Here is a 22,626-nt window from a genome sequence, read left to right on the forward strand (position 1 = left end):
CTATGAGATTATAGAAAAGAAAAGGCCGTGAACAAACGTCACGGACCTCTTTTTTGAAAATGATACTTGTTCTATGGATTTTGTAGACATCTTATTTAATTCCGTCTTTAAGCGCTTTTCCTGGTTTGAACGCAGGAATTTTGCTAGCAGCGATTTCGATTTCTTCACCTGTTTGTGGATTGCGTCCTTTACGAGCAGAACGTTCACGAACTTCAAAGTTACCAAATCCTACCAATTGCACTTTATCACCACTTTGTAGTGCAGAAGCAATAGCTTCAAATACAGCATCAACTGCTTTTGTAGCGTCCTTCTTGGACAATTCCGATGTTTCAGCTACTTGGGAAATCAGTTCCGATTTATTCATATCATTTCACCTCCTCATTCAGAAATGAGATCGAATGTTATTCTTTGTTTCCGTTTTGTCGCAAAATATACTTTAAAATAGCTTTTTACAGACATAATCGCCCATTTCTACATAGAACAGTGAGCGCGGAACAAATTTATAGTAATACAGTGCACCCATAATATCAAGCGTTTTAGGTCTTGGAGCGGTTTAAAACGTAAAAAGTTATCGCTAATGCAAGTACAAGAACTACACCTTTTACAATATCATGTGTAAAATACTGCAAATTCATCATCGTTAACCCGTTGACTAGTACACCGATTAATATTGACCCAACGAACGTCCCTATGACATTAGGTTTACCCGCTCCCAGTACAGAGAATCCAACAAAAACAGCAGCTACAGCTTCCATTAATAGAGGTGACCCTGCATCAATCTGTCCAGAACCCACACGAGAAGCAAATAGAATACCCCCGATCGAAGCAAACAATCCTGAGACTACATAAGCTAATGTTCTAACTCTATTTACTCTAATACCGGATAGTCGCGCTGCTTCTGCATTTCCACCCGTGACATACATTTGTCTACCATACTTGGTTCGAGTTAAGAATATATGAACAAATACCACTGCAATTAGCAACAAAATAGCCGAAAATGGAATACCTAGTAATTTCCCTTGCCCCAACCATAGAAAAGTAGCATTCATTTCCCCAGGTGCCTTCGTCCCATCCGGAAATTCCATATGGTTATAAAGGGTGTACCCTTGTGTATACGTTTTATGTATACCACTAACGATGTACATCACAGCTAATGTAGCTAACAGATCTGGGATTCTTAGCTTAACAATGAGTAGCGCATTTAGCAAGCCTATGATCGCTCCTACCAATAATGATACTACAATTACCACGACTAACGGTTGCTCATACCAAATCATAAGAGAGGCCGAGACAACCGTTGTAATGGATACTGTCGAACCTACCGATAGATCAAATCCATCCACAATAAGGGATAGAGTTACACCTATCGCCACAAAGGTAACGATTGTAATCGAACCCAGAATGTCTGCTAAATTACTATAGGTAAAGAAATAGGGCAGTTTGAAGGAAAAGAATGCGATAACGCCTGTAATTACTACGACTGCACCATAACGAAACGCCAAATTCATTAATTTATCTTTCATATCCTACCTTCCCACCTCCGCTAGCATAATAAAGCAGCTTCTCAGGCGTAGCCTCCCCACGCTTGAATTCTTTGGTGATTTCACCATCACACATTACGGCAATCCGGTCACCAATCCCAATGCCTTCTGATAATTCACATGTGAAATACAGGATTCCTTTTCCTTGAGAGGCTAACGTTCCAATGATTTGAAAGATATCACTTTTCGCTCCGATATCCACGCCTTTGGTAGGTTCATCAAATACAAATATGCTTGCATCACTTTCAAGCCATTTGCCTATCGCAACTTTCTGCTGATTACCCCCACTTAAATGTTGAACTAATTGTTTACCCGAAGTAGTTTTAATCCCTAGCTGCTCAACTACCCGAGTCCCAAGACTTTTTTCTTTTTTATTGGATATAAGACCCATATTACTAAGCTTACTTAGACTTGGTAAGCTAAGATTGTGGTCAACGGAATCTTGTATAAATATACCTTCCTTACGACGTTCCTCAGGTACAGATACAATGCCATATTTGATTGCATCAGCAGGTTCTTTCATAGATATTGACTTTCCATGGATACGGATCTTGCCAGCTTCTATTTGATCTGCCCCTGTTATTAAACGGGATGTTTCTGTCTTTCCCGCTCCTACTAATCCAATGACAACAACAATTTCCCCGCTCCTGACTTTTAAATCAACCGAGCGTACCTTTGTGCCCTTTCGAAGATCTTTCACCTCTAATATAATATCTCCAATCGGAGCTTCTACTTTTGGAAATTCCTCTGTAAATGTTCTGCCGAGCATATGCTCAATAATCAGGTCTGTATCTGTATCTGATGTTGAGCATGTATATACATTACGCCCATCTCTCATCACAGTGACAACATCACAATGGGACAAAACCTCCGACAACCGATGCGTGATAAAAACACAGGCAACGCCACTCTCTTTGAGCGCATGCAGAATACGAAAGAAAACTTCCGTTTCACTATGACTTAACGGTGCTGTTGGTTCATCAAAAATGATCAACTTTGCATCCTGAGCCAAGATTCGTGCTAATAACACCATTTGTTTCTCTGCTAAGCTCAGATCTCCCACTCTCTGTTGTACATTGATCTCTACACCAAGCCGCGAAAGTATTTGTTCTGATATAGCCATCATTTCATTCGGCTTGATCCACACATTCGATTCTGGCGCAGCTAGACGATCTAACATGACGTTCTCTGCCACAGTAAGTTGCGGTACAAGTGCTGCGTCTACCTCTTGATAAACGCAATGAATACCACTAGCTTTGGCATCAGCTGGTGAACCCCACTGAAATAGTCTACCATTGCCCTTAATCGTACCATCATCAGGAAGATAAGCTCCAGATAGTATTTTCATTAGTGTACTTTTCCCTGCTCCATTCGCTCCCAGAAGCCCATGAATTTGTCCACCACTTACTGTGAAGTTAACCGATTCCAGAGCAGGTACGCCAGCAAAATGCTTATTGATTCCCTTCATTTCAAGGAGGAAAGGTGATACCGTCATGTTGTCACTCCTAACTCTATCGTATGTTATTTGCTATATTCATTCATCCAATCTTGAAACCCTTGTTTGCTATTTCCCCATTCCTTAACATACTTAGAAAGCTCCGTTGTTGAGATTTGCTCTGTTGGCAAGTGTTCTCTTGATACATAGACCGGACTCAAAACAACTTCATCCTCCGTCTTATCCCCATGTAATTTTTGATATGCATATCTAACTTGAATTCGTCCAATATCTTTCGGATCTACAGCAGCAGATGCAACCCAAGGATTATTAGGATCTTGTATCATCTGTAAATCTTCATCGCTCATATCTATCCCATATACTTTGATCTCTGTACGTCCTGCTTGTTGAATCGCACGTGATGCACCTTTTGCAAATTCATCCCATGCCGCCCATACTGCGGATATCTCGCCTTTTGGATATTGCTTCAAGATTGCTTCCATCTGAGTCTGTGTATCTAGAGCCGGGTTCTGTGCATTTCCGAAAGATGCAATTTCTTTAATATCCGGATTCTCACCAATGAACTTGGCATAAGAGATTTGACGACGCTCCATAGGTGCAAACCCAGCAACCCACACTTTAACGATATTTCCTTTGCCCCCAATATCCTTCTTCAATTGATCCAATGTGAGCTTTGCCATTTGTTGATCGTCCTGAGAAAGTACCGTTACGCCAGGCTCCTTAACAACGGCGTCAAATACAACAACAGAAATATTTTGTGCTAATGCCTTCTTAATTCCAGCTTGGAGAATATCTGCGTCTCCATGATCTGTTAAGATCGCGTCAAATTTTTGAGTGACAGCTGATTCTAGAAGAGAAGCCATTTTGGCTTTATCATTATTCGCTACAAATTTGGTCAACTGTCCGCCAAATCTCTCAACTTCTTCAGTAACTCCCTGTACATATTGTTGCGAAAAAGTCCCTGTATTAAATTCCATGATGAGTGCAATTCGTTTACCATTCAAAGGCTTGTCAGCGGAACCACCTTTTTTATCCCCTGAACCTGCTGCATTTGATCCACATGCACTAGCAATCATTGCGAATACGATAAGAAGCGTAACCAGTACTAATTGTTTTTTTCTCCATTTTAAAACCATCATTATTTCCCCTTTCGAAACTGTTTGTGATATTTAATATAGACTCTTTCTATAATATAAATCTTAATTCCGAGTATGTAAATCGGTTTTATATAAATAATCAAAATATTATACACAAATATGTATTTTTATAAAAATTTCAATACAAAAAAACCATAAACAGGGAGTTAATCCTGCTTACGGTTTTTTCCACAAAAGGATGAATACTTTAGTTATAGAATGATGGCAATTAATCCACCCGATCCTTCATTAATAATTCTTCCTAATGTTTCTTGTAGCTTATATCTAGCATTATCTGGCATCATCGCAATTTTGCCTTGAATACCCTCACGCACAATGGAATGGAGCGAGCGACCAAAGATATCTGAATCCCAAATCTTTATCGGATCATTCTCGAAGTCTTGGATGAGGTAGCGAACAAGTTCTTCACTTTGTTTCTCTGTCCCAATGATTGGAGAGAACTCAGACTCAACATCTACACGTATCATATGAATCGAAGGTGCAGTCGCTTTCAATCGAACACCAAACCTTGATCCTTGACGGATTAATTCTGGTTCATCGAGTGTCATTTCAGCGAGTGAAGGTGCAGCAATTCCGTATCCAGTCGTCTTAACCATTTCCAATGCTTCAGCAAATCGATCATATTCACGTTTGGCATGCGAGAAATCCTGCATTAATTGTAGTAAATGATCTTTACCGCGGATCTCCACACCTACAACTTCCATCAGAATCTGATCATACATCTCATCTGGCGCGAATAAGTCAATTTCAGCAACACCCTGACCCATATTCATCCCGCTGAGGGCAGCTCTGTCAATGAATTCATAATCCATAAACTGGGATACTACGCGATCCACATCACGTAATCGACGAATATCCTTCACTGTATCGCGAACGGAATTCTCATAATTTGTACGCAACCAATGCTTCTCATTCAACACCATAACCCAGCTTGGAAGATTGACATTCACTTCGTGTACTGGAAATTCATAAAGAACTTCTCGTAACACACCTGTAACATCATCTTCAGTCATCGTAGCAGCACTCAAAGACATGACTGGAATGTCATATTTCGCAGCTAATTCACTACGTAATTGAAGCACTTCTTCACTGCGAGGACGTGTCGAGTTAATGACGAGAACAAAGGGTTTGCCCACTTCTTTCAGTTCTGCTATGACTCTTTCCTCTGCCTCTACATAAGAACTTCTGCCAATTTCTGAAATGGATCCATCCGTTGTCACGACTACACCCAATGTTGAATGTTCCTGAATAACCTTTCTTGTTCCGATCTCAGCCGCTTCCTGGAAAGGAATCGGTTCTTCGAACCAAGGTGTGGAGATCATACGTGGACCATTTTCATCTTCGTAGCCTTTGGCGCCTTCCACAGCATAACCCACACAATCCACAAGACGAACATTCACTTCCAAGCCCTCAGCCACATTAATCTGCACCGCATTGTTTGGTACAAACTTGGGTTCAGTAGTCATGATTGTTTTTCCTGCAGCACTCTGTGGAAGTTCATCTACTGCCCGAATTCGATCTGCTTCATTGGAGATGTTCGGAAGTACAATTGTTTCCATAAATCTTTTGATAAATGTTGATTTTCCTGTGCGAACCGCACCGACGACACCCAGGTATATATCACCACCTGTTCGCTCGGCAATATCCTTAAAAATATCTACCTTTTCCAAGAGAGATCCCCTCCTCATAATACTCCGAAGGAAAAATGCTTTTAAGAGCATCCGCTTCGTGTTCCATCTGAGGCCTCAACCATAGCAACGGATGAGCAGCCTTTCCATGTCGTTAGTAGTCCGCCGCCGGTCGTTTAAGAATTTGCTTCAGAACGGCAAAGCGACGTTACTCGTTCGGGCATTTGGACTAGTATCATATTATGTACCTTAACAAAACAATATGACGGGTATTTTACAAACATGGACAACAATATTTCCACTCACTTCTCCATCCCAATCAGTTATATGCGACGGCGGCTCTTGTTATGACTGAAGTTCGTTGCACAAATAAAAAAAAAGACCCATCCAAAAGACGGGTCCACTTAAAAGTCCATAAATAACTCAATCTTTAGGATTGAACCGCAGCAGGCGCTCCATTTATCCATTTATAAGTTAGTGATTTGACTGGGACATAATAAGAACTATTCAGAAGAATTACTCTCAAATCCTCATCATCCTTCGGCTTATGATCCGATTTATCAATCACTTGCATAATATCATAGGCATAATCGACATAGACTTGTCCATTGTTATCCATGAGAAAGACCATATCCTCACCAGAATATACACTGCTAAGCTTTATCGAAGGAACACCGGCCTTCGCAAGGTCTATAGAATAGATATTAGGATATAATTCCTGTGCATTAGGAAGTTGATTAGCATGTTGTAGCTTATACTTATCCACAGCTTGTTGAACATCATTCACCTTTTGAACGGTTACCAGGTCCATGACCTTAATGGTTGGATCAGTCTCTTCATTTTGAATTAGAAAATAACCACTCCCGCCCTGTTCAAACGCAGTATTCGGTATTTCATCCATAAATCCCATCGCTTTCAATTTAACTAAGTCCACTCTGAATTTCTCATAACGTGGTGTATCTTGATTGGCATTTATGATAGGCAACACACCATTTTCTTTCTGAAAATCATCTACGGCCATCTGAATCCGATTTACACTTTCACGATATGAGACACTTTGTGAACTGTTCCCCTCAGGGTATAAACAACCTGTCGTTACCGACATGAGCAGCATGACCATCATTAATAATGATACTATTCTAGTTTTCTTCAACCAACATCACCCTTCGGAAAATTATATTGGATGCTACAGGTTACCATAGCTCATCTTCGAAATCTTTGTTTCTTGCAGCTTCAAGTTGTTTACGGACAGCAGCCTTCAGGCGATCTTCAGGAATGTTCACTTCGACATCACCTTGTATCAACGATTGACAAGATAGACGAATCCCTTCATTCACCAATGACCCTAACTTACGTTTCTCAACATCGGCAATCCGAGATAGAGCTACAGAATGTTGTCCGCTCACTTCTATTTTACACATCAAACAACCTGCCTTACCTCCACACCTTGTTGGAATATGTACTCCACAATTACGAGCGGCATTAAGTACGCTAGTACCGTGTCTGACTTTAATATGTTTTCCTGCTGGTTTAAACGTTATGGTATGATCCACAACAGTCACCTCCTATACTCAATTACGATCATAAGCATCATATTGGAGTATACTTGGAAGATCCAATAGTGCGGCGATCTGCCGAATATGGTTGGCTTCCAATCTATTATTGTCTAACAATTGTACTAATAACGGCACATGGTGCTCCGGTTGCTGCCGGATGACTGTAGCTATCGCTTCATATCTATCTTTGCGTTCTCTTAGCAAATTAAATAAAAGTTCGTGACTAAGAGGCATTAAACTCATTGGAACACCCTCAAGTTCGATCTCAGGAGCATGAGGATGAAGTCTAGCTTCTACTTCAACCCTATACTGGGAGCCTTTCGCAGTGATTGTAAAATCACCTACCAACTCTATCTGTGTATCGTTTAAATCATAATGACTAAGAACGGACGAATATAGTCCACTTTTATTTAACACTTGCTTATCTGTAGACCATTCTTCCATTGCGGTATGTAGCATATGTACCGAATTCAAATCAGCATACAAATCAATATCCCGTGGAGGACTGAGAACGTCCACTCCCTGCAGTAGCAAGCTGCAGCTCCCCCCGACCAACCAGACACGGTTGGTTGAATTCAAGCATCTAGCAGCCATTTGTAGTGCACACTGCATTTCGGTTATGAGATGATGCATCGTTTGTCACTTCCCTTGTTCGAATACTACCTCTTATTTTAGAAATATGTTTTATTACGAGCTGTAATCTGACCTGAACTTTTCACAATGGCTTGGCATCCTAGACGATACCCTTCTTCGATTTCTTCCGGATCAAGACGTGCATGCTCCGCCTTAGTCGGCTCCTCCAAGTGTTCAGCGCCTTCTTCGATGATACAACGACAACGAGCACACGTCCCACGCGTACACATATGCTGCCAATCCACATTATGTGCAATAGCATGCTGGAGTATAGATACACCCAATTTCGGTTCAACACTTTTTGTTACTGTTCTTCCCATAAGTTGTACAGATGATGCTATCACAAATTTCACCAACCTAATCCTGTATGATTATTATAATTTCAGATTTAAATCAGGGAGACCACTCCACCTAGAAAACCAACTAACATAAATCCAAAGGCAATAATAGACAACAGTCCTCTAAATATTCCCTTGGTTTTACTACGGGCATATGTAATTAAAAAAACAGAAAGTCCCATCAATAATATTCCGATGAGAGATACCCACATTTTTGTCATTGGATCCATATCATTTAATTCTCCATTCTCACTAAGGTCATATTTCGTTATTATAACATGAAACTTGTCCCAATTCGCAAAAATAGGGCAGAACATCTTGTAGCCTGAGGCTCCAATAATGTCATGTCCTATAGTAAAGTGTTCATATGATACAACTTATTAAATCTATTTCTTCATCATCATTTGCATTAAGGTTTCCATACTTTGGGAATTCATGCCACTTTTCTTAACAGCACTAACAATATCCTTTATCGTATTTTCACTAACAGGTACATTCGCCATGGCAGAGACTTGCTTGATCAATTGACGCAGTTGATCCTCATTCTGCATAGTCGTCGGTTTGACGGTACTTGCGAGCTTCTTAACTGCACTTTCAGTAATGTTTTTACCCGTTTTTTTGTTAATAGCATTCAGTGCATCCTTGGGTATATTTTTGCTCAAATGTTATCCCTCCTCTGGCAATATCCTCACAATATAATATGAGGATAGGCCGTAAAAGGTGAATGGAATAACTTAAGTGTGCCACTGCTCCCAAGTATCCAAGCGCATATTTTCCATTTCGGTCTTTGGATCGCGTCCCATAAGAGTCTCAACCGCAGTACGGGCATCTCGCTCTTTGAACAGCACTTGATAGATCTGATCTGTAATAGGCATCTGGACGCCATGCTTAATCGAAAGTTTATAAGCTGCTTGCGTGGTTCGAATCCCTTCTACAACCATACCCATAGACTCTAGAACCTCATCCAGCTTATTTCCTTTACCTATTAATGAACCTGCTCGCCAATTACGGCTATGCTGGCTTGTAGCCGTCACCACAAGGTCGCCTATACCCGCTAGACCAGAGAACGTAAGAGGGTTGGCCCCTAGTTCTACACCTATACGCGAGATTTCAGCAAGACCTCTCGTCAATAGAGCAGCCTTCGCATTATCACCAAATCCTAGCCCATCAGACATCCCTGCACCAAGCGCAATGATATTCTTTAGCGCGCCTGCTAACTCAACACCAATCATGTCCCTATTCGTATACACTCGAAAATAGGAATTCATGAATAATTCTTGAGCAGCTTCGGCCTTTTCTTTATTGAGCGAGGCTACTACAACCGTAGTAGGACAACGACGAATGACTTCTTCTGCATGGCTTGGGCCAGATAATACAACGATATCCCCTTCATCACAACCAAGTTCCTCTGAGATAACCGATGACATCCGATGTAACGTCTCTGTCTCAAATCCTTTGGTCGCATGAATACATAACATGTCTTCCTTCCAATACTGCTTAAGTTCACGAGAAACTTCCCTCATGGCAGAAGAAGGAGCAACAATGACAACTGCACACGAATTCTCTACAGCTTCTTTCATGCTATAGGTAGCCGTTATATTGGAGGATAATGTAATACCTGGTAGATAACGACTATTCGTATGAAATTCATTGATTTCATTCACCTGTTGTTCGTTACGGCTCCATAAAGAAACATCAAGGTTCTTTGCAGCGAGTACACTAGCCAATGCCGTACCCCAACTTCCTGCAACAAGCACGGAGACTTTGTTAGACAACACGTTTCCCTCCTTTGCTGGATCCCCCTGAGCCAATTTTGTTCTCTCGGTGTTGAACTATTTTCACAATATTCGTTCTGTGTCGAAAGACAACAAAAATAACAATGATAAGGCTACACCAAAAAGTAGGCCAAGGATAGCCACCCAACAGTAACATTACTACGGGGGTTAGTGCTACGAAAATCAAAGATCCTAACGAAACATATCTAGTAATTACAATGGACAATATTGCAATTATGCCAGCGATTAGAGCAGGGAAGAAACTTAAAGTAACCAAAACGCCTATCGTCGTTGCAACACCCTTACCTCCACGAAAATGAAAATAAAGAGGCCAGTTATGACCGATGATAGCAGCAATCCCACAAAGCGCTGGGATCCACGCTGCGTCTCCTCCAAGCCATTTACCAAGCCATACTGCAATGATTCCTTTAAGTACATCTAAACAAAGTACGACGATAGCCGGTCCTTTTCCCAATATACGTAATGTATTGGTTGCCCCTGCATTTCCACTACCATGTTGACGAATATCAATTCCCTTCAGCATCTTAGCCAAAAGTACACTAAAACTAATGGAACCTATTAAGTAACTCATGATGAGTGAAATTATTTGCATTAACAAACCGTCATCACCTAGCTTTCATCAGACTTACGCCGGGTGAATATTCTTATCGGCGTTCCTTCAAAATTAAATGCAGCACGGATTTTATTTTCCAAATACCTTTCATAAGAGAAATGCATCATATCTGGATCATTCGCAAAAATAACGAAGGTTGGTGGTTTCGTTGCTACTTGTGTAGCATAATTGATCCGTAGTCTACGTCCCTTATCCGTCGGAGGAGCATTAGAAGCAACTGCATCCGATACGACATCATTCAACACATGTGTTGGTACACGTAGGGCATGTTGTTGAGCTACATGTTGAACAACTGGAAGTAATTTTTGAAGGCGTTGTTTGGTTAAGGCCGAAAGAAAGACAATAGGAGCATAAGTCATAAACAAGAAATGATCTCTAATCTTCGTTTCGAAATTCTTCATGGTCTTATCGTCTTTTTCAACGACATCCCATTTATTTACGACGAAGACTGAAGCTTTTCCTGCTTCATATGCATAACCAGCGATATGCTTGTCCTGCTCGATTATACCTTCTTCGATATTTAGAACCATAAGTACCACGTCAGCTCTTTCAATGGCTTTCATAGCTCTCATTACGCTATATTTTTCGGTATTCTCGTATACTTTTCCACGTTTACGCATACCAGCAGTGTCGATAATAACATAACGTTGTCCGTCACGCTCAAACGGCGTATCGATCGCATCGCGAGTCGTTCCTGGAACGTCACTTACGATAACTCGTTCTTCACCTAAAATTGCGTTAACTAATGAAGATTTACCAACGTTCGGACGTCCAATCAAGGCTACCTTAATTACGTCGTCATCATATTCTTCTTCTACAAGTTCAGGTAGATTATTGACAACAGCGTCAAGTAAATCACCAATACCCGTTCCATGACTTCCTGAGATACCGATAGGATCCCCGAACCCAAGACTATAGAACTCATACGTATCTTCAATCTTCTTGATATTATCTACTTTGTTAATGGCTAGAACGATTGGTTTACCGGAACGGAACAACATTTGAGCAACTTCCTCATCCGCTAACGTAATACCAGACTTCGCATCGCACATAAACACGATAACATCTGCTTCTTCTATTGCAAGTTCAGCTTGCATACGGATCGATTTCATCATAAGATCATCACCGTCTAATTCGATACCTCCAGTGTCAATAACACTGAAACTTTTACCATTCCAATCTGATATACCATATATCCGATCACGCGTAATCCCTGGCTTGTCTTCTACAATAGCCAAACGATCGCCAATTAACCGGTTAAATATCGTTGATTTACCTACATTAGGTCTACCCACGATCGCAACTACGGGTCTTGCCATATAGCATTCCTCCTGTCAAATCTTACGAATATCATCATAGCAAAAAACAACTATTTTTGCTAACGTTTCACAATCTCTTATGTTTGTTGATTTATATGTCATAGGGTAGAGGATTGTGTCCTATTACCTATTATTATGTGCATTCATAAAAAAAATATCGGCGAACCCCACGGGAGGGTTCGCCGATTTCATGGAGCATCAAATCCCGATCATTTAAATTTATCGAGCTTATCGCCGAATAGATCGCCAAGTGTAAAGCTTAGACCCTCATTAGAAAGTGATACGTTAGGGTTGTTGAATTCCACTTTAGGCTCTCTAGAATTTCTAGGCGCTCTTGGTTTATCAGATCTTTGTTCTTGAGCCGGAGCTTCTTCTGTTTCTTTAATACTTAGGCTAACACGTTTTTCAACTGGGTTCATTTCAAGAATCTTAACTTGAACCTGTTGGCCTTCTTGTAATACTTCTTGTGGTGTAGCAATATGGTTGTGTGAAATTTGGGAAATATGAACCAAACCTTCCACGCCTGGAACAAGCTCAACGAATGCTCCAAATGCAACAAGACGTTTAACTTCACCAGTTACAACATCACCTGTATTGAACTGACTTGCTGCTGCTTCCCAAGGTCCTGGTTGTGCAGCTTTAATGCTAAGGCTGATTTTACCTTTTTCGGAATCAACTTTAAGCACTTTAACTTTAACTTGCTCGCCTTCAGAAACGACATCAGAAGGTTTCTCAACACGGCTCCATGCGATTTCAGATACGTGTACAAGACCATCTACACCACCGATATCAACAAATGCTCCAAATTGAGTAAGGCGTTGAACTGTACCTTCAATCACTTGGCCTTCTTTAAGGTTAGCCATGATTTCAAGTTTCTTCGCTTCAAACTCACCTTCAAGAACGTCTTTAGCAGACAAGATCACTTTATTGTTCTCACGATCAAGTTCTTTCACTTTCACGCGCAATGTACGACCTTTGTATTCGCTGAAATCTTCAACGAAGTGGCGTTCAACCATAGAAGCAGGAATAAATCCACGTACGCCTACGTCTGCTACTAGACCACCCTTAACGACATCAGAAACGATAACTTCAATGATTTCTTGGCTCTCAAAATTCTTCACCAAGATATCCCATGCTTTCTCGATTTCTTCAGCACCACTTTTCAATATGGCTTGTTCCAATTCCTCTTGGTTTAATTCTTCTACTACTACTTCTTCATTCTTAATTTCTTCCGACATAACAATACCCTCCTCAATTCAAAACCCCATTTATTTAAACCTGCTAAAGCAGTGTTCAAAACACATTATGCTGTAGTATCTTTCCATAAAGGAATCTCCTTCATGCATAGATACTAATTCAATGATGGCTTACCTGTCTTTTGCATTTCATAAATACGAGACATAATTCGTTCTGTGACCGCTTCAAGTTGGTCGCCTGTACCTTCTTCCATAAACTCAGTTAAATCTACAGGAGCGCCATATATCACTTTCATTTTACGAAAAAGCTTATATTCACCAATAATAGCAGCTGGAATAACTGTTGCTTTTGAGCGAAGTGCGAAACTTGCAGCTCCTTTTTTGGCAACACCTGTTGTAGAATTACGAGTTCCCTCTGGAAAGATCCCCATCAGTTGCCCATCACGTAAGATGTTTATAGACAAACGAATCGACTCTTTACTGACCCCACCACGTTTTACAGGAAAAGCACCTAGTTGTCGAAGTAGCCAGCCAAACACGGGAATATCAAACAATTCCGCCTTAGCCATATATTTCACTTGACGCTTTAACTTAATCCCTACGGTTATAGGGTCCATCACACTAATGTGATTTGCGCAGAGTAATACGCCACCTTCAGTAGGAATATGATTCTTACCTACCGTCTCCAAACGATAAAGAACTGCAAATATGAGACGTAATAGTCCTCTGCAAAAAACATAAATCATCGAATTTTCTCTCCATCCCTCTGACTTTTGCAAAATGAAACAATCGTGGTTACTACTTGTTGAATATTCATATTGGTAGTATCGAGAACAGTAGCATCCTCTGCACAACGAAGAGGAGAAATCTCCCTTTGTTCATCCAGAGCATCTCGCTTCGCAATATCCTTCTCAAGTTGTTCCAGTGACATATCATCAGCATCACTCAGTTCGCTAAATCGACGAAGAGCTCGCTCCTTAACGCTAGCGGTTAAGAATACCTTAACTTCTGCATCAGGAAGCACCGTAGTTCCGATATCTCGTCCATCCATCACGACGCCTTTACGCAAAGCCATTTGCCGCTGTAAATGTACTAAATGCGTACGCAGCCCCTCGATTTGCGCATATCGGGACACCATACTGTTCACTTGCGTAGAACGGATGTACGACGTAACATCTTCACCATCAACAAAGACCTTCTGACCTTCAGATCCTGGTCTTAATTCAAGCACCATGTTAAGTGTGTGTCGAAGCACCTCATCTTGACACTCAGGTTCTACGCCAAGTTTCGTCATAAACCATGTGACGGCTCGATACATAGCACCGGTGTCGACATAGATGTACGACAATTCATTTGCTACCAAGCGTGCAACTGTACTCTTTCCTGCCCCAGCAGGACCATCAATTGCAATGTTAATTCTGTCGTTAAATTCTGTCTCTTGCCTAACCAATGGGGTATTCCTCCCATAACATCAACTCAAGAAAAAAGCAGGCATTGCCTGCGACGTAAGAATTATACCACATATAAGATATTCATGCAAAAGGAACCGCCACTTTTCCCTTACCAATCATTTACATTGCGTTCAACCATAGGGATGCCATCTGTTCTATACACAAAAGACAAGTAAATTCGTAATTGCGGAATATGCATGCAGATCTGAAAACAAACCAACAAACATAACAACGTCCAGAATACACGCTTGACCACTTTTGTGCTCGCTCGAAACAACTCTTCAAACAGTGTAACGTAATAATCTATGTCTTCTTGATTCTCTTTCATTCTCTAATCTCCCGGAATTTTTCCGTTAGTGTACCTAGTTTAGAGAAGATACATTCATATTCACTCCAAAATTATCGATCGCGGAAATCAAATTGTTTCTCAAAGCAATACCGAATCAATTTCTGCCGCTCTATATCAGATATACTCATGAATTTAAGCATAACAATACTACGATGATGTTCCTGATCCTTAATACGCACAATTTCTGCATTCAGTGGAACATGTTCCACTGAACCATTCTTGTAATGGATCAGAACCCAACAAGACAACGAGTCGCCTTCTTTAAGATTATATTTAGATACGGAGTAAAATGACAATCCCCCCCCACTAACATCTACTGTCGTGGTAATGAACCGTGTGGTATCTTTCAATTTAACTGCAATCTCTACTTCTGCATTCACCCGTAAGAACGTTCGCCTCTGAATTCTCGAAATCGTCTCTGGTTCCGGCTTACGAATTCTAACCATACGAATAACGTCCTCTTTAAACCCTAAAACATATGTATTAAAATAATGCTTAACGCCGTTCTCATTTAAATAATAAACAGATAACTCGTCGCCTACATTCATTCTCTTTAATCGACGTACGGACTCTTGCATTGGAATCTCCATCAATATAGATTGTTCTTCAATATCTGAGATTCTAGACTTATATTCGATATTCGCTTCTATCTCGTTAGCTGAGTCAATATTGATAAATAGGAGTTCATTTACTTTTGGATACAAGCTGCTCACCGCCATCGTTCGTAATAGTATCATCTGCTTGTAATTATATCATGCCAATCGTTATATGAAACAAAAAAATGACACTCGAGTGTTTAATCATCTCGAATGCCATTTTAATGTGTTGTATAAACCGTCTTTATTTAGACTTAATAGGGGTCTTGATCTCTTCCACCGCTTTTTCTGATCCATCTTCAGCACTAATATAGATTCGATAGTTGGCTCCATTCACCTTACCACCAAACTCATAGCACAATACTTCGTTTGAAAGCTCATCTTCGATAAGCGACTTACGACTATAATCCTCTTTGAAGTCTATGTTTAACTTTTTCCTAGCTTCATCTAGACTAAGTTTCGCTTTAGGAATCGGTCTTTGAGCATGATGTTCATACACGAAATCACTTGCTTGAAACCCAGTAACCTCTCCATTATCAAGTCCTACACGGATGGTCATTTTCTCTGGGTAAATAAGAACATCATCTTGTTTACGAACATAAGTGAAGTTCCCCATATTCCCATACTCATCAGCCATGACCGGAGTCATATTACTATATCCTTTATGTTCAAGGAATTTATCGACTTTCCCTCGGGAAAGATCCATATCCACTTTTTTGTCCCCAATGGTCCGCTCGTCCGTATAGGAGATTAATATTCCTCCTTTTTGAGTGAAATCCATAGCAATAGCAGCTGAATCTTTGTTTTTCTTCACTTTAGCCGTAAAGGATGCCCATTCTGTCCCTTTCCCGTTCTCGGTAATTTGGACTTCTGGGTTTGATCCTAAATCAGCAAACTTAATCGCTTTACGATGAATATCTTCTTTAGTTACGGGTACGCCATCTAATTTCTTTACTGCACGTTTGTCCTTCATCGATGCTACAGAAGGACCCCAATCCATATCTGGATATTCTCCCACCGTTTTATCAACTGTCCTAAATCCATCAATAATACTATTCTCACCGGTGGATTGACTTGCCAATGCCGTTTCTACGTCCATCCAACGAAGGCGGCTATCTATAACTTTGTTCTGCACACCTTGCAAATCCTTAGCAATTTGACCTGAATCTTTATACAATACTTGCAACGTCTTAAATTCCTTATCGTTCAGTGGTTCTTTATCTAAATCGCGTATCGAAGTCTGGTATGCTAATTTAGATATTTTCGATAAAAATTCTTCCGTTTTGTTAAAAGGAAGCATCGTGAGGGGCAGTTGGTTGATTTCATTCTGTGCTTCACTGGTCATGCGCCACACGTTGACTAGCCCCTTGCGATGCATGGATCCAGAAGTAGAGTTTACAGCTAGCGTATTTCCGATTTCGCCATGTAGTTTATCCATATGAAAAGATAAATCATGAAACGCTCGTTGATATTGGTTCTCCGCTTTGATGAGGATTGCATTCTTCTCCTGATTCTCTTGATACCCCCACACTATAGCCCCAATCAACAATAACGTCATGACTGGAAATAATACACTACTTAACCTTTTATACATATGTCTCCAAGTCTCCTTTCTTGTAATCCTTGCCGTTAGTGTGACAAGAAGGAAGACGTCTTATGCATGCTAGTCACTCTTTCTTTTAGAATGTATTGTCAAACAAGTCCTACCGAGGCTCACAATCTGTCATATCAAAAAAAATGCTCTTCAATTTCAAAGTGCTGTTGGTTATCACAAAGACACTGTTTAAAGCCCGTTTCAATCTTCCCCTGTTCCTTTTTACCACTCAGTATAAAAAATTCGCCGCATTCTTGACATATAATTTTAACTTTCACGCGCAAAAAAAAGACACCCCCATCTTTGAATGACGTGTAGCTCGTAAACGTCATTTCATTAGATAAAGTGTGTCCAACAAGTTTAAGTATTAACCTCTTCTTCCCTCTTCAGGAAACGAAAAGGAGAACGGCTATTAGCACGTGTTACTTTCCCCATTCCTCCGTACCACAATATGACCATTAGAGGGATCATAAGCCATAGCCAATAATCAGTTACGGTTGCCAATATCAGATCATACGTCCCATGAAAAAGTAATGGAGTCAAAAGTGAATACACAAGGAATCGCTTGGTGCGAACCCCATTTGAAAAACGAGCACGGCCAAAATAATAGCCCATAATGACCCCAAATAAGGCATGACCCGAAACAGGAAGTAAAGCCCGTATAAACATGGTCCCAATTGAAGCGTGACTGTACCAAGCGTACATGACATTCTCAACGGTTGCAAAACCCAGAGAAACCGTGACAGCATATACAATTCCATCATACGGTTCATCAAATTCCACGTGGTTATAAATAATGTAATACAAGACAATCCACTTCAATAATTCCTCAACACCAGCAGAGATGAAAAATGACTGTACAAAGGGCCCCTGACCAAGCCACAACGTTAGCCCTCTCTGAATAATCATCACTGGGATGACAATTAGCAGTCCGAGTAGAAATATGCGTATCACCATATGAATGGGTTCTGCATCATATTTGTCCTTTAGATAAAAAAACGTCAATAAAGCAATTCCCGGCGCCACTGCAGACGCAATTATTGAAAATAGTAGCACCGTTTACTCCTCCGTCTCCAAATACAAATAATCTGCTGTTATTTCTGTCGAGCGAAATGATGACAAATAACTTGAACCGCATCTTCTGGGATAATGACTTTTCCATATTCTTCAAGCACCGCTTCAGTTGTTGAAATCGATTCTCCGAATTCAGCCAAAACAGCAATCAATGAGGGATGCTTCAATTCGTCTAAATCTTCTGGATCTAAATACAAAACCCATTTATCTTTATAGTTATACAGCTTTCCAGCCTCTGTAATATTTCCTCGAAGTACATGGGCCGCTTCTATTAGCACCTCAAAATCATTAAAGGCATATACAATAGAATCGCTTTGTTCAAGCGTGACTTCCATTTCATAAACTTCCTCTGGAATTTCATCTTCGCCCATATTGGCGTATTGATGTTGATCGTATTTCCCTCTAGTTACGATGACGACCATCCCTTGAGCAGGTAAGGCAAACACTTCGACAGCCAAAGGTCCTGTTGCATCGAAACCAACTTCATTATAGGCTTGATCCATCATGTCAGTAAACAGGTCATGCACCTTCGGTATTTCTTGCCACATGTCTTCCTTTTGGATGCCACGCTCGCTTAGATCATCAAACGTAAGGAAAATCCGTATCTTATCTGGACTTAAACGTTCTATTTTCATGACAGGATCCTCCTTTGCAAGCAATGAGATATTACAAGTTATGATGTCTCATTTTAAATGTGCTAAAAATGGTTCTTATGTAAGTATCGTATCATTTTCTATTCATAAATGCACGAATTAATAAAGTCAAAAAAAGAATCATTCAATCAGACAAACTCGCCTGATAAATGATTCTAAGGTAGGCATTTTAGTTTACAAACCCGGTATAACCGTATTTGTTTCTTTCAGAATCATATCCACTTCATATTTGACATCAGGATTTTGTTTAATAAAATCCTTCACCATCTTCATACTGGACTCCTTCGAATGGGTCTGTGTCTCAGCTCCGGATGTAGCAGGTGATTCATGTGTCGAATTGTGAGTGGAGCCACTCGTGGGACTTTCACTGAAATTATCCCCCACAAAGTTCATTCCGAGTGTTGCAAAATCCATCATTTTTCCTTTGGCTAGGTCTGCGATTGGATTCACAGAACCATTTTGGTTGTTTTTGGACATCATATTGGTAGCTGCTGCACCAATAACAATACCGGTTAAAAGTGACGAAATATTCACATGTGTAGCCTCCTTATGTGATAGAATCATCGCTAGTATTTGCATTAATTTAAGTACTCATACGGTTAATTACAGGAAAGTGAGATGGAATAATGACCAAACAAACAACAGTACTATTCCTGATTTGTGCTTTTTTGCTTAGTTCCTGCGGAAATTCGACAACAAGCAGCTCTAATTCAAATGTGACTACAAATCAATTTCAACAGTCTAAAGAAGAAGGTAAAGAACCTAATACCGAAGTAAGCAAACCAAACAACATACCCTCAACAGAACCAATTCCAGCAGAAAAAGACCCAGAAACACCAAAGACTGAGACGGATCAAGCAGCTCCAATCGAACTTAAATATCATATGAACAAAAATTATGACATCATTCCAAATGATGAAGAAACCCCTAAAAAGGTTGTTCTACTCACCTTCGATGATGGACCAAAAGAGGCATCGATGATCAATAGCATGATTGATACGCTGGACAATCATCATGCGAAAGCAATTTTCTTCGTGAATGGTTACAGAGTAAAAGAAAACCCGGATCTCCTTAAGCTCATACATGATCGCGAGCAAATCATTGGTAATCACAGTTGGGATCATATTGTATTGAAAAAGAAGACAGAAACAGAAGTGAAAAAACAAATTGAAGACGTTCAAAAAGCTGTTAAGGATATTACTGGAACAGCACCTGTATTCTTTCGTCCGCCTCATGGTGGAGGTGGAGATGTAGGGAAAAAAGTTGCCAAAGACAACGGCTTGTTATATATGACTTGGTCAAATGGATCATTGGACTGGGAAATGAAAGCGTCAGATGCCAACAAAACGACTGCCCTCATTAAGAATGTGACCGATCAACTCCATTCAGGAAGCAACATTCTTATGCATGAATTACCTTGGACAGTTGAAGCATTGGAAGCGTTGTTAGTCGAACTTGAAGGCAGAGGATATTCTTTCGTTGATCCTCGAAGCATTGAGTTGGAGATGAGGTAGGAATGGCTCCGCTCCTTAACCCGTATTCTTCAAAAATCGTGTCGATGCCGCTACGATGACGGATTATCCTTCCGCTCGCTGTTGCCGTCTGATTTCTTGATTATATACCGCTAAAGCGGTGGAAATCAGAGGGCAAGCATATGCTTTCGGAGTAGCTTTCCTACGGAAAACTTGTAGCGTACGCTTACGCTTCTCCAGGACAATTCCGTCATCTTCGCTACTTCGAACTTATCGATTATATTTTCTGCAGATACTAAATAAGGTGTAGAGCCATATTAGTTGATTGTATTATAAAGAAAGGAATTACCTTACCAAGGTCAGTTAATGAACCTTGGTAGGGTAATTCCTTTTTTTAGTGATGTATATCATCATCCTTCAACCTTGTTTGCACGTAACGTAATAAGATGCATTTCTGCAGGGCAACGTAATCTCAGCGGAAGATGACGATATCCAAACCCTCGACTAACTAACATTGTAGCCGTTTTCACAACAGCATTTGGTTGATTCCATTGGAACAACCCACATGCGATATGATGATATTCCTTGTCTAAAGAAATAAGTCCAATGAACGGAAGATTGATCTGACCTCCATGCGTATGCCCAGCTAAGGTAAGGTCTGCTGGTTTAACCGAGTATCGATTAGCCCATGCTGGATCATGAACCAATACAATCCGACATGTCTCCATTTCATGGACTGGTAACTTTGGTAACGCTGGATACGATCGTTTGCGAAACGGAGGGTAATCCATTCCCGTCAACCACACATGATCTCCATTTTTGTCCAATCGAACATTGCTGTTCATTAACAATTCAATATCACATTGTTCAAGCATGTTATCCAAAGAAGATATCTTAGCTTTGTAATCATGATTTCCGTGTACTGCATACACAGGAGCCACACGTCTAAGGAGCTTCATATTAGCCTCTACACGGCCCAAGGGAACATTCTTCTCCATAATATCCCCGGCAAGAAACACCCAATCCACCTGCCCGTGTAGAGCCATCAAAAGAGACTCAGGTAACTTCCTCCGATGAATGTCAGTTATTAAGAGAATACGACTTCCATCAAAAGAAGTTGGAAGTCTATCCATTTCAATTTCAATCGGACTCACTTTATTACGTAATGCCTCATTGATCATCTTGCATATTAGAGATAATCCCACTAAAGCAATACTAGCATACACCCAGATCAGCGCACTCATCACCAAATCTCCTTCAAGTCAGGAGCACCTGCTAGCCCCCACCATACTAATCCCACGGTCAGAATTACGAAAAGAAAAATTAATGTATTAAGAAATATTTTACTTAATTTAACAGTACGGCTTGAATAGGTATCCGTTCGGGAAGGCACAACCTCGCTCCCACTATCCACTTCATTGTCGGATTTACTTGATCTTCTTAAGGGTTCGTTCTTGTTAGAAAGCTCAATCGGTTCTGAAGTTGTTCTATCTCTTCTTAATCCACTACGTATTAAAGGCTTCTTCTCCTTGAGCCTACGCTTCTTACTCGATTCTACCCTACTTAATCCACTACTCATGTTTCCCTCCGCAATCGAATCACTAACCCAGAAATCAAATCTATAACGAAATGGCAAACAATTGGAGCCCACAACGATCCGGTTTGGATGTAGATAAAGCCAAGTCCATAACTACTTAGGAAAACCCACCCCGTAGGAATCCAATGTTTCAGATATCGAATATGAATTAGTGCAAATATAATACTGGTCCAATATGGACCTATAGCATACTGGATTGCCCCACGAAATAATAATTCTTCACAAATGGCTACCATAGCTGCAATACATACGATGTGCCATACAGGACGATCACTGAATAACATTTTGTTAATTCCACCGTCATCCATGGCATCTTCCGGCATAATTCTGGATACTAGAAAATCAATCATAAGCATCACGCATGCTAACCCAAGACCCCATGCCACAAAATTGACATCTTGCTGGAATGAAAATAATTCAAATGGATTTCTCTTCTGCAAAAAAATCCAACATATGCCGATAAGTAAAGTAAGACCTTGTGTAAAATATAGATTGATAAGAAGTAGCCGAGTTGTTAATTGATCTGCTGATACTTGTTTAATCCTTATTTTCGGGACTTTAAATTTTATTTTTTTCATTGTGTCCTGCCTGTTCTTAATTCGTATTA

26 protein-coding genes and 1 pseudogene are annotated in these 22,626 nt (G+C 40.4%); 1 reads left to right on the forward strand and 26 read right to left on the reverse strand.

What is annotated here, in order from left to right:
* Window positions 1-91: 91 nt before the first annotated feature.
* The 23 genes and pseudogenes from BW961_RS00695 to BW961_RS00805 all read right to left on the reverse strand — a co-directional run bounded on the left by BW961_RS00695 (window position 92) and on the right by BW961_RS00805 (window position 19,484).
* Window positions 92-364, reverse strand: a complete 273-nt coding sequence (locus BW961_RS00695) for an HU family DNA-binding protein (RefSeq protein ID WP_068590179.1) — start codon at window positions 362-364, stop codon at window positions 92-94.
* Window positions 365-536: 172 nt separating this feature from the next.
* A complete protein-coding gene (locus BW961_RS00700; RefSeq protein ID WP_068590178.1) occupies window positions 537-1,523 on the reverse strand; it encodes an ABC transporter permease in 987 nt (328 codons plus the stop codon).
* A complete protein-coding gene (locus BW961_RS00705) occupies window positions 1,513-3,036 on the reverse strand; it encodes a sugar ABC transporter ATP-binding protein (protein WP_068590177.1) in 1,524 nt (507 codons plus the stop codon). Before BW961_RS00705 ends, BW961_RS00700 begins: the two co-directional genes overlap by 11 nt.
* Window positions 3,037-3,062: 26 nt before the next feature.
* Window positions 3,063-4,136, reverse strand: coding sequence for a sugar ABC transporter substrate-binding protein (locus BW961_RS00710; protein WP_068590176.1), 1,074 nt, complete (start codon window positions 4,134-4,136; stop codon window positions 3,063-3,065).
* A gap of 209 nt (window positions 4,137-4,345) precedes the next feature.
* Window positions 4,346-5,824, reverse strand: coding sequence for a stage IV sporulation protein A (gene spoIVA / locus BW961_RS00715; protein ID WP_068590174.1), 1,479 nt, complete (start codon window positions 5,822-5,824; stop codon window positions 4,346-4,348).
* Between the two features lie 388 nt (window positions 5,825-6,212).
* A complete protein-coding gene (locus BW961_RS00720; protein WP_244555832.1) occupies window positions 6,213-6,935 on the reverse strand; it encodes a hypothetical protein in 723 nt (240 codons plus the stop codon).
* Window positions 6,936-6,975: 40 nt separating this feature from the next.
* The gene (locus tag BW961_RS00725; protein WP_068590172.1) at window positions 6,976-7,335 is read right to left on the reverse strand and encodes a 2Fe-2S iron-sulfur cluster-binding protein; all 360 of its coding nucleotides are present in this window, start codon (window positions 7,333-7,335) and stop codon (window positions 6,976-6,978) included.
* Window positions 7,336-7,353: 18 nt separating this feature from the next.
* Window positions 7,354-7,971 (reverse strand): nucleotidyltransferase family protein, encoded by a 618-nt coding sequence (locus BW961_RS00730; protein WP_068590170.1) that lies wholly within the window; start codon window positions 7,969-7,971, stop codon window positions 7,354-7,356.
* 38 nt (window positions 7,972-8,009) lie between these two features.
* Window positions 8,010-8,324, reverse strand: a complete 315-nt coding sequence (locus tag BW961_RS00735) for a 2Fe-2S iron-sulfur cluster-binding protein (protein WP_326110713.1) — start codon at window positions 8,322-8,324, stop codon at window positions 8,010-8,012.
* A 35-nt stretch (window positions 8,325-8,359) separates the two neighbouring features.
* A complete protein-coding gene (locus BW961_RS00740; protein ID WP_068590577.1) occupies window positions 8,360-8,539 on the reverse strand; it encodes a DUF2768 family protein in 180 nt (59 codons plus the stop codon).
* Between the two features lie 156 nt (window positions 8,540-8,695).
* On the reverse strand, window positions 8,696-8,971 hold the full coding sequence (locus BW961_RS00745; protein ID WP_068590168.1) for a stage VI sporulation protein F: 276 nt from the start codon (window positions 8,969-8,971) through the stop codon (window positions 8,696-8,698).
* 72 nt (window positions 8,972-9,043) lie between these two features.
* Window positions 9,044-10,084 (reverse strand): NAD(P)H-dependent glycerol-3-phosphate dehydrogenase, encoded by a 1,041-nt coding sequence (locus tag BW961_RS00750; protein ID WP_068590167.1) that lies wholly within the window; start codon window positions 10,082-10,084, stop codon window positions 9,044-9,046.
* A complete protein-coding gene (plsY, locus tag BW961_RS00755; RefSeq protein ID WP_068590166.1) occupies window positions 10,077-10,703 on the reverse strand; it encodes a glycerol-3-phosphate 1-O-acyltransferase PlsY in 627 nt (208 codons plus the stop codon). The genes BW961_RS00750 and plsY overlap by 8 nt, the downstream gene beginning before the upstream one ends.
* Before the next feature lie 11 nt (window positions 10,704-10,714).
* The gene (gene der, locus BW961_RS00760) at window positions 10,715-12,037 is read right to left on the reverse strand and encodes a ribosome biogenesis GTPase Der (protein ID WP_068590164.1); all 1,323 of its coding nucleotides are present in this window, start codon (window positions 12,035-12,037) and stop codon (window positions 10,715-10,717) included.
* Between the two features lie 209 nt (window positions 12,038-12,246).
* Window positions 12,247-13,236: pseudogene (gene rpsA / locus BW961_RS00765) on the reverse strand (30S ribosomal protein S1); the annotation flags it as partial.
* A 152-nt stretch (window positions 13,237-13,388) separates the two neighbouring features.
* Window positions 13,389-13,979, reverse strand: coding sequence for a lysophospholipid acyltransferase family protein (locus BW961_RS00770; RefSeq protein WP_068590162.1), 591 nt, complete (start codon window positions 13,977-13,979; stop codon window positions 13,389-13,391).
* Window positions 13,976-14,683, reverse strand: coding sequence for a (d)CMP kinase (gene cmk / locus BW961_RS00775; RefSeq protein ID WP_068590160.1), 708 nt, complete (start codon window positions 14,681-14,683; stop codon window positions 13,976-13,978). The genes BW961_RS00770 and cmk overlap by 4 nt, the downstream gene beginning before the upstream one ends.
* 110 nt (window positions 14,684-14,793) lie before the next feature.
* Window positions 14,794-15,012: a hypothetical protein gene (locus BW961_RS00780; protein ID WP_068590158.1), complete on the reverse strand. Its 219-nt coding sequence runs from the start codon at window positions 15,010-15,012 to the stop codon at window positions 14,794-14,796.
* A gap of 71 nt (window positions 15,013-15,083) precedes the next feature.
* On the reverse strand, window positions 15,084-15,737 hold the full coding sequence (locus tag BW961_RS00785) for a flagellar brake protein (protein ID WP_170878510.1): 654 nt from the start codon (window positions 15,735-15,737) through the stop codon (window positions 15,084-15,086).
* A gap of 136 nt (window positions 15,738-15,873) precedes the next feature.
* The gene (gene ypeB, locus BW961_RS00790; protein ID WP_068590155.1) at window positions 15,874-17,223 is read right to left on the reverse strand and encodes a germination protein YpeB; all 1,350 of its coding nucleotides are present in this window, start codon (window positions 17,221-17,223) and stop codon (window positions 15,874-15,876) included.
* Between the two features lie 360 nt (window positions 17,224-17,583).
* The gene (gene prsW / locus BW961_RS00795; protein WP_068590153.1) at window positions 17,584-18,279 is read right to left on the reverse strand and encodes a glutamic-type intramembrane protease PrsW; all 696 of its coding nucleotides are present in this window, start codon (window positions 18,277-18,279) and stop codon (window positions 17,584-17,586) included.
* A 38-nt stretch (window positions 18,280-18,317) separates the two neighbouring features.
* Window positions 18,318-18,932: a genetic competence negative regulator gene (locus BW961_RS00800; RefSeq protein ID WP_068590151.1), complete on the reverse strand. Its 615-nt coding sequence runs from the start codon at window positions 18,930-18,932 to the stop codon at window positions 18,318-18,320.
* Between the two features lie 192 nt (window positions 18,933-19,124).
* Window positions 19,125-19,484, reverse strand: coding sequence for a hypothetical protein (locus BW961_RS00805; RefSeq protein ID WP_139331490.1), 360 nt, complete (start codon window positions 19,482-19,484; stop codon window positions 19,125-19,127).
* 92 nt (window positions 19,485-19,576) lie between these two features.
* On the opposite strand from BW961_RS00805, the gene BW961_RS00810 reads away from it, so the two are divergent.
* On the forward strand, window positions 19,577-20,464 hold the full coding sequence (locus tag BW961_RS00810) for a polysaccharide deacetylase family protein (protein WP_068590149.1): 888 nt from the start codon (window positions 19,577-19,579) through the stop codon (window positions 20,462-20,464).
* A 368-nt stretch (window positions 20,465-20,832) separates the two neighbouring features.
* On the opposite strand, the gene BW961_RS00815 is transcribed toward BW961_RS00810, so the two are convergent.
* The 3 genes from BW961_RS00815 to BW961_RS00825 are packed head-to-tail and all read right to left on the reverse strand — an operon-like array spanning window position 20,833 to window position 22,597.
* The gene (locus BW961_RS00815) at window positions 20,833-21,666 is read right to left on the reverse strand and encodes a metallophosphoesterase (protein WP_068590147.1); all 834 of its coding nucleotides are present in this window, start codon (window positions 21,664-21,666) and stop codon (window positions 20,833-20,835) included.
* A complete protein-coding gene (locus BW961_RS00820) occupies window positions 21,666-22,001 on the reverse strand; it encodes a hypothetical protein (RefSeq protein WP_068590145.1) in 336 nt (111 codons plus the stop codon). The genes BW961_RS00815 and BW961_RS00820 overlap by 1 nt, the downstream gene beginning before the upstream one ends.
* Entirely contained in the window at window positions 21,998-22,597 is a 600-nt protein-coding gene (locus BW961_RS00825) for a CPBP family intramembrane glutamic endopeptidase (RefSeq protein WP_068590143.1), read from the reverse strand. Before BW961_RS00825 ends, BW961_RS00820 begins: the two co-directional genes overlap by 4 nt.
* Window positions 22,598-22,626 lie beyond the last annotated feature (29 nt).

It is taken from the genome of Paenibacillus macquariensis (assembly GCF_900156375.1).
GTDB classification, from domain to species: Bacteria; Bacillota; Bacilli; order Paenibacillales; family Paenibacillaceae; genus Paenibacillus_AQ; species Paenibacillus_AQ macquariensis.

Excerpts from the sequence above, each read along its gene's own strand:
- BW961_RS00695 (WP_068590179.1), bottom strand. The coding sequence starts at position 364 with ATGAATAAATCGGAACTGATTTCCCAAGTAGCTGAAACATCGGAATTG.
- BW961_RS00700 (WP_068590178.1), bottom strand. The coding sequence starts at position 1,523 with ATGAAAGATAAATTAATGAATTTGGCGTTTCGTTATGGTGCAGTCGTA.
- BW961_RS00705 (WP_068590177.1), bottom strand. The coding sequence starts at position 3,036 with ATGACGGTATCACCTTTCCTCCTTGAAATGAAGGGAATCAATAAGCAT.
- BW961_RS00710 (WP_068590176.1), bottom strand. The coding sequence starts at position 4,136 with ATGATGGTTTTAAAATGGAGAAAAAAACAATTAGTACTGGTTACGCTT.
- BW961_RS00730 (WP_068590170.1), bottom strand. The coding sequence starts at position 7,971 with ATGCATCATCTCATAACCGAAATGCAGTGTGCACTACAAATGGCTGCT.
- BW961_RS00740 (WP_068590577.1), bottom strand. The coding sequence starts at position 8,539 with ATGGATCCAATGACAAAAATGTGGGTATCTCTCATCGGAATATTATTG.
- der (WP_068590164.1), bottom strand. The coding sequence starts at position 12,037 with ATGGCAAGACCCGTAGTTGCGATCGTGGGTAGACCTAATGTAGGTAAA.
- BW961_RS00770 (WP_068590162.1), bottom strand. The coding sequence starts at position 13,979 with ATGATTTATGTTTTTTGCAGAGGACTATTACGTCTCATATTTGCAGTT.
- BW961_RS00780 (WP_068590158.1), bottom strand. The coding sequence starts at position 15,012 with ATGAAAGAGAATCAAGAAGACATAGATTATTACGTTACACTGTTTGAA.
- ypeB (WP_068590155.1), bottom strand. The coding sequence starts at position 17,223 with ATGTATAAAAGGTTAAGTAGTGTATTATTTCCAGTCATGACGTTATTG.
- BW961_RS00800 (WP_068590151.1), bottom strand. The coding sequence starts at position 18,932 with ATGAAAATAGAACGTTTAAGTCCAGATAAGATACGGATTTTCCTTACG.
- BW961_RS00810 (WP_068590149.1), top strand. The coding sequence starts at position 19,577 with ATGACCAAACAAACAACAGTACTATTCCTGATTTGTGCTTTTTTGCTT.
- BW961_RS00815 (WP_068590147.1), bottom strand. The coding sequence starts at position 21,666 with ATGAGTGCGCTGATCTGGGTGTATGCTAGTATTGCTTTAGTGGGATTA.
- BW961_RS00820 (WP_068590145.1), bottom strand. The coding sequence starts at position 22,001 with ATGAGTAGTGGATTAAGTAGGGTAGAATCGAGTAAGAAGCGTAGGCTC.
- BW961_RS00825 (WP_068590143.1), bottom strand. The coding sequence starts at position 22,597 with ATGAAAAAAATAAAATTTAAAGTCCCGAAAATAAGGATTAAACAAGTA.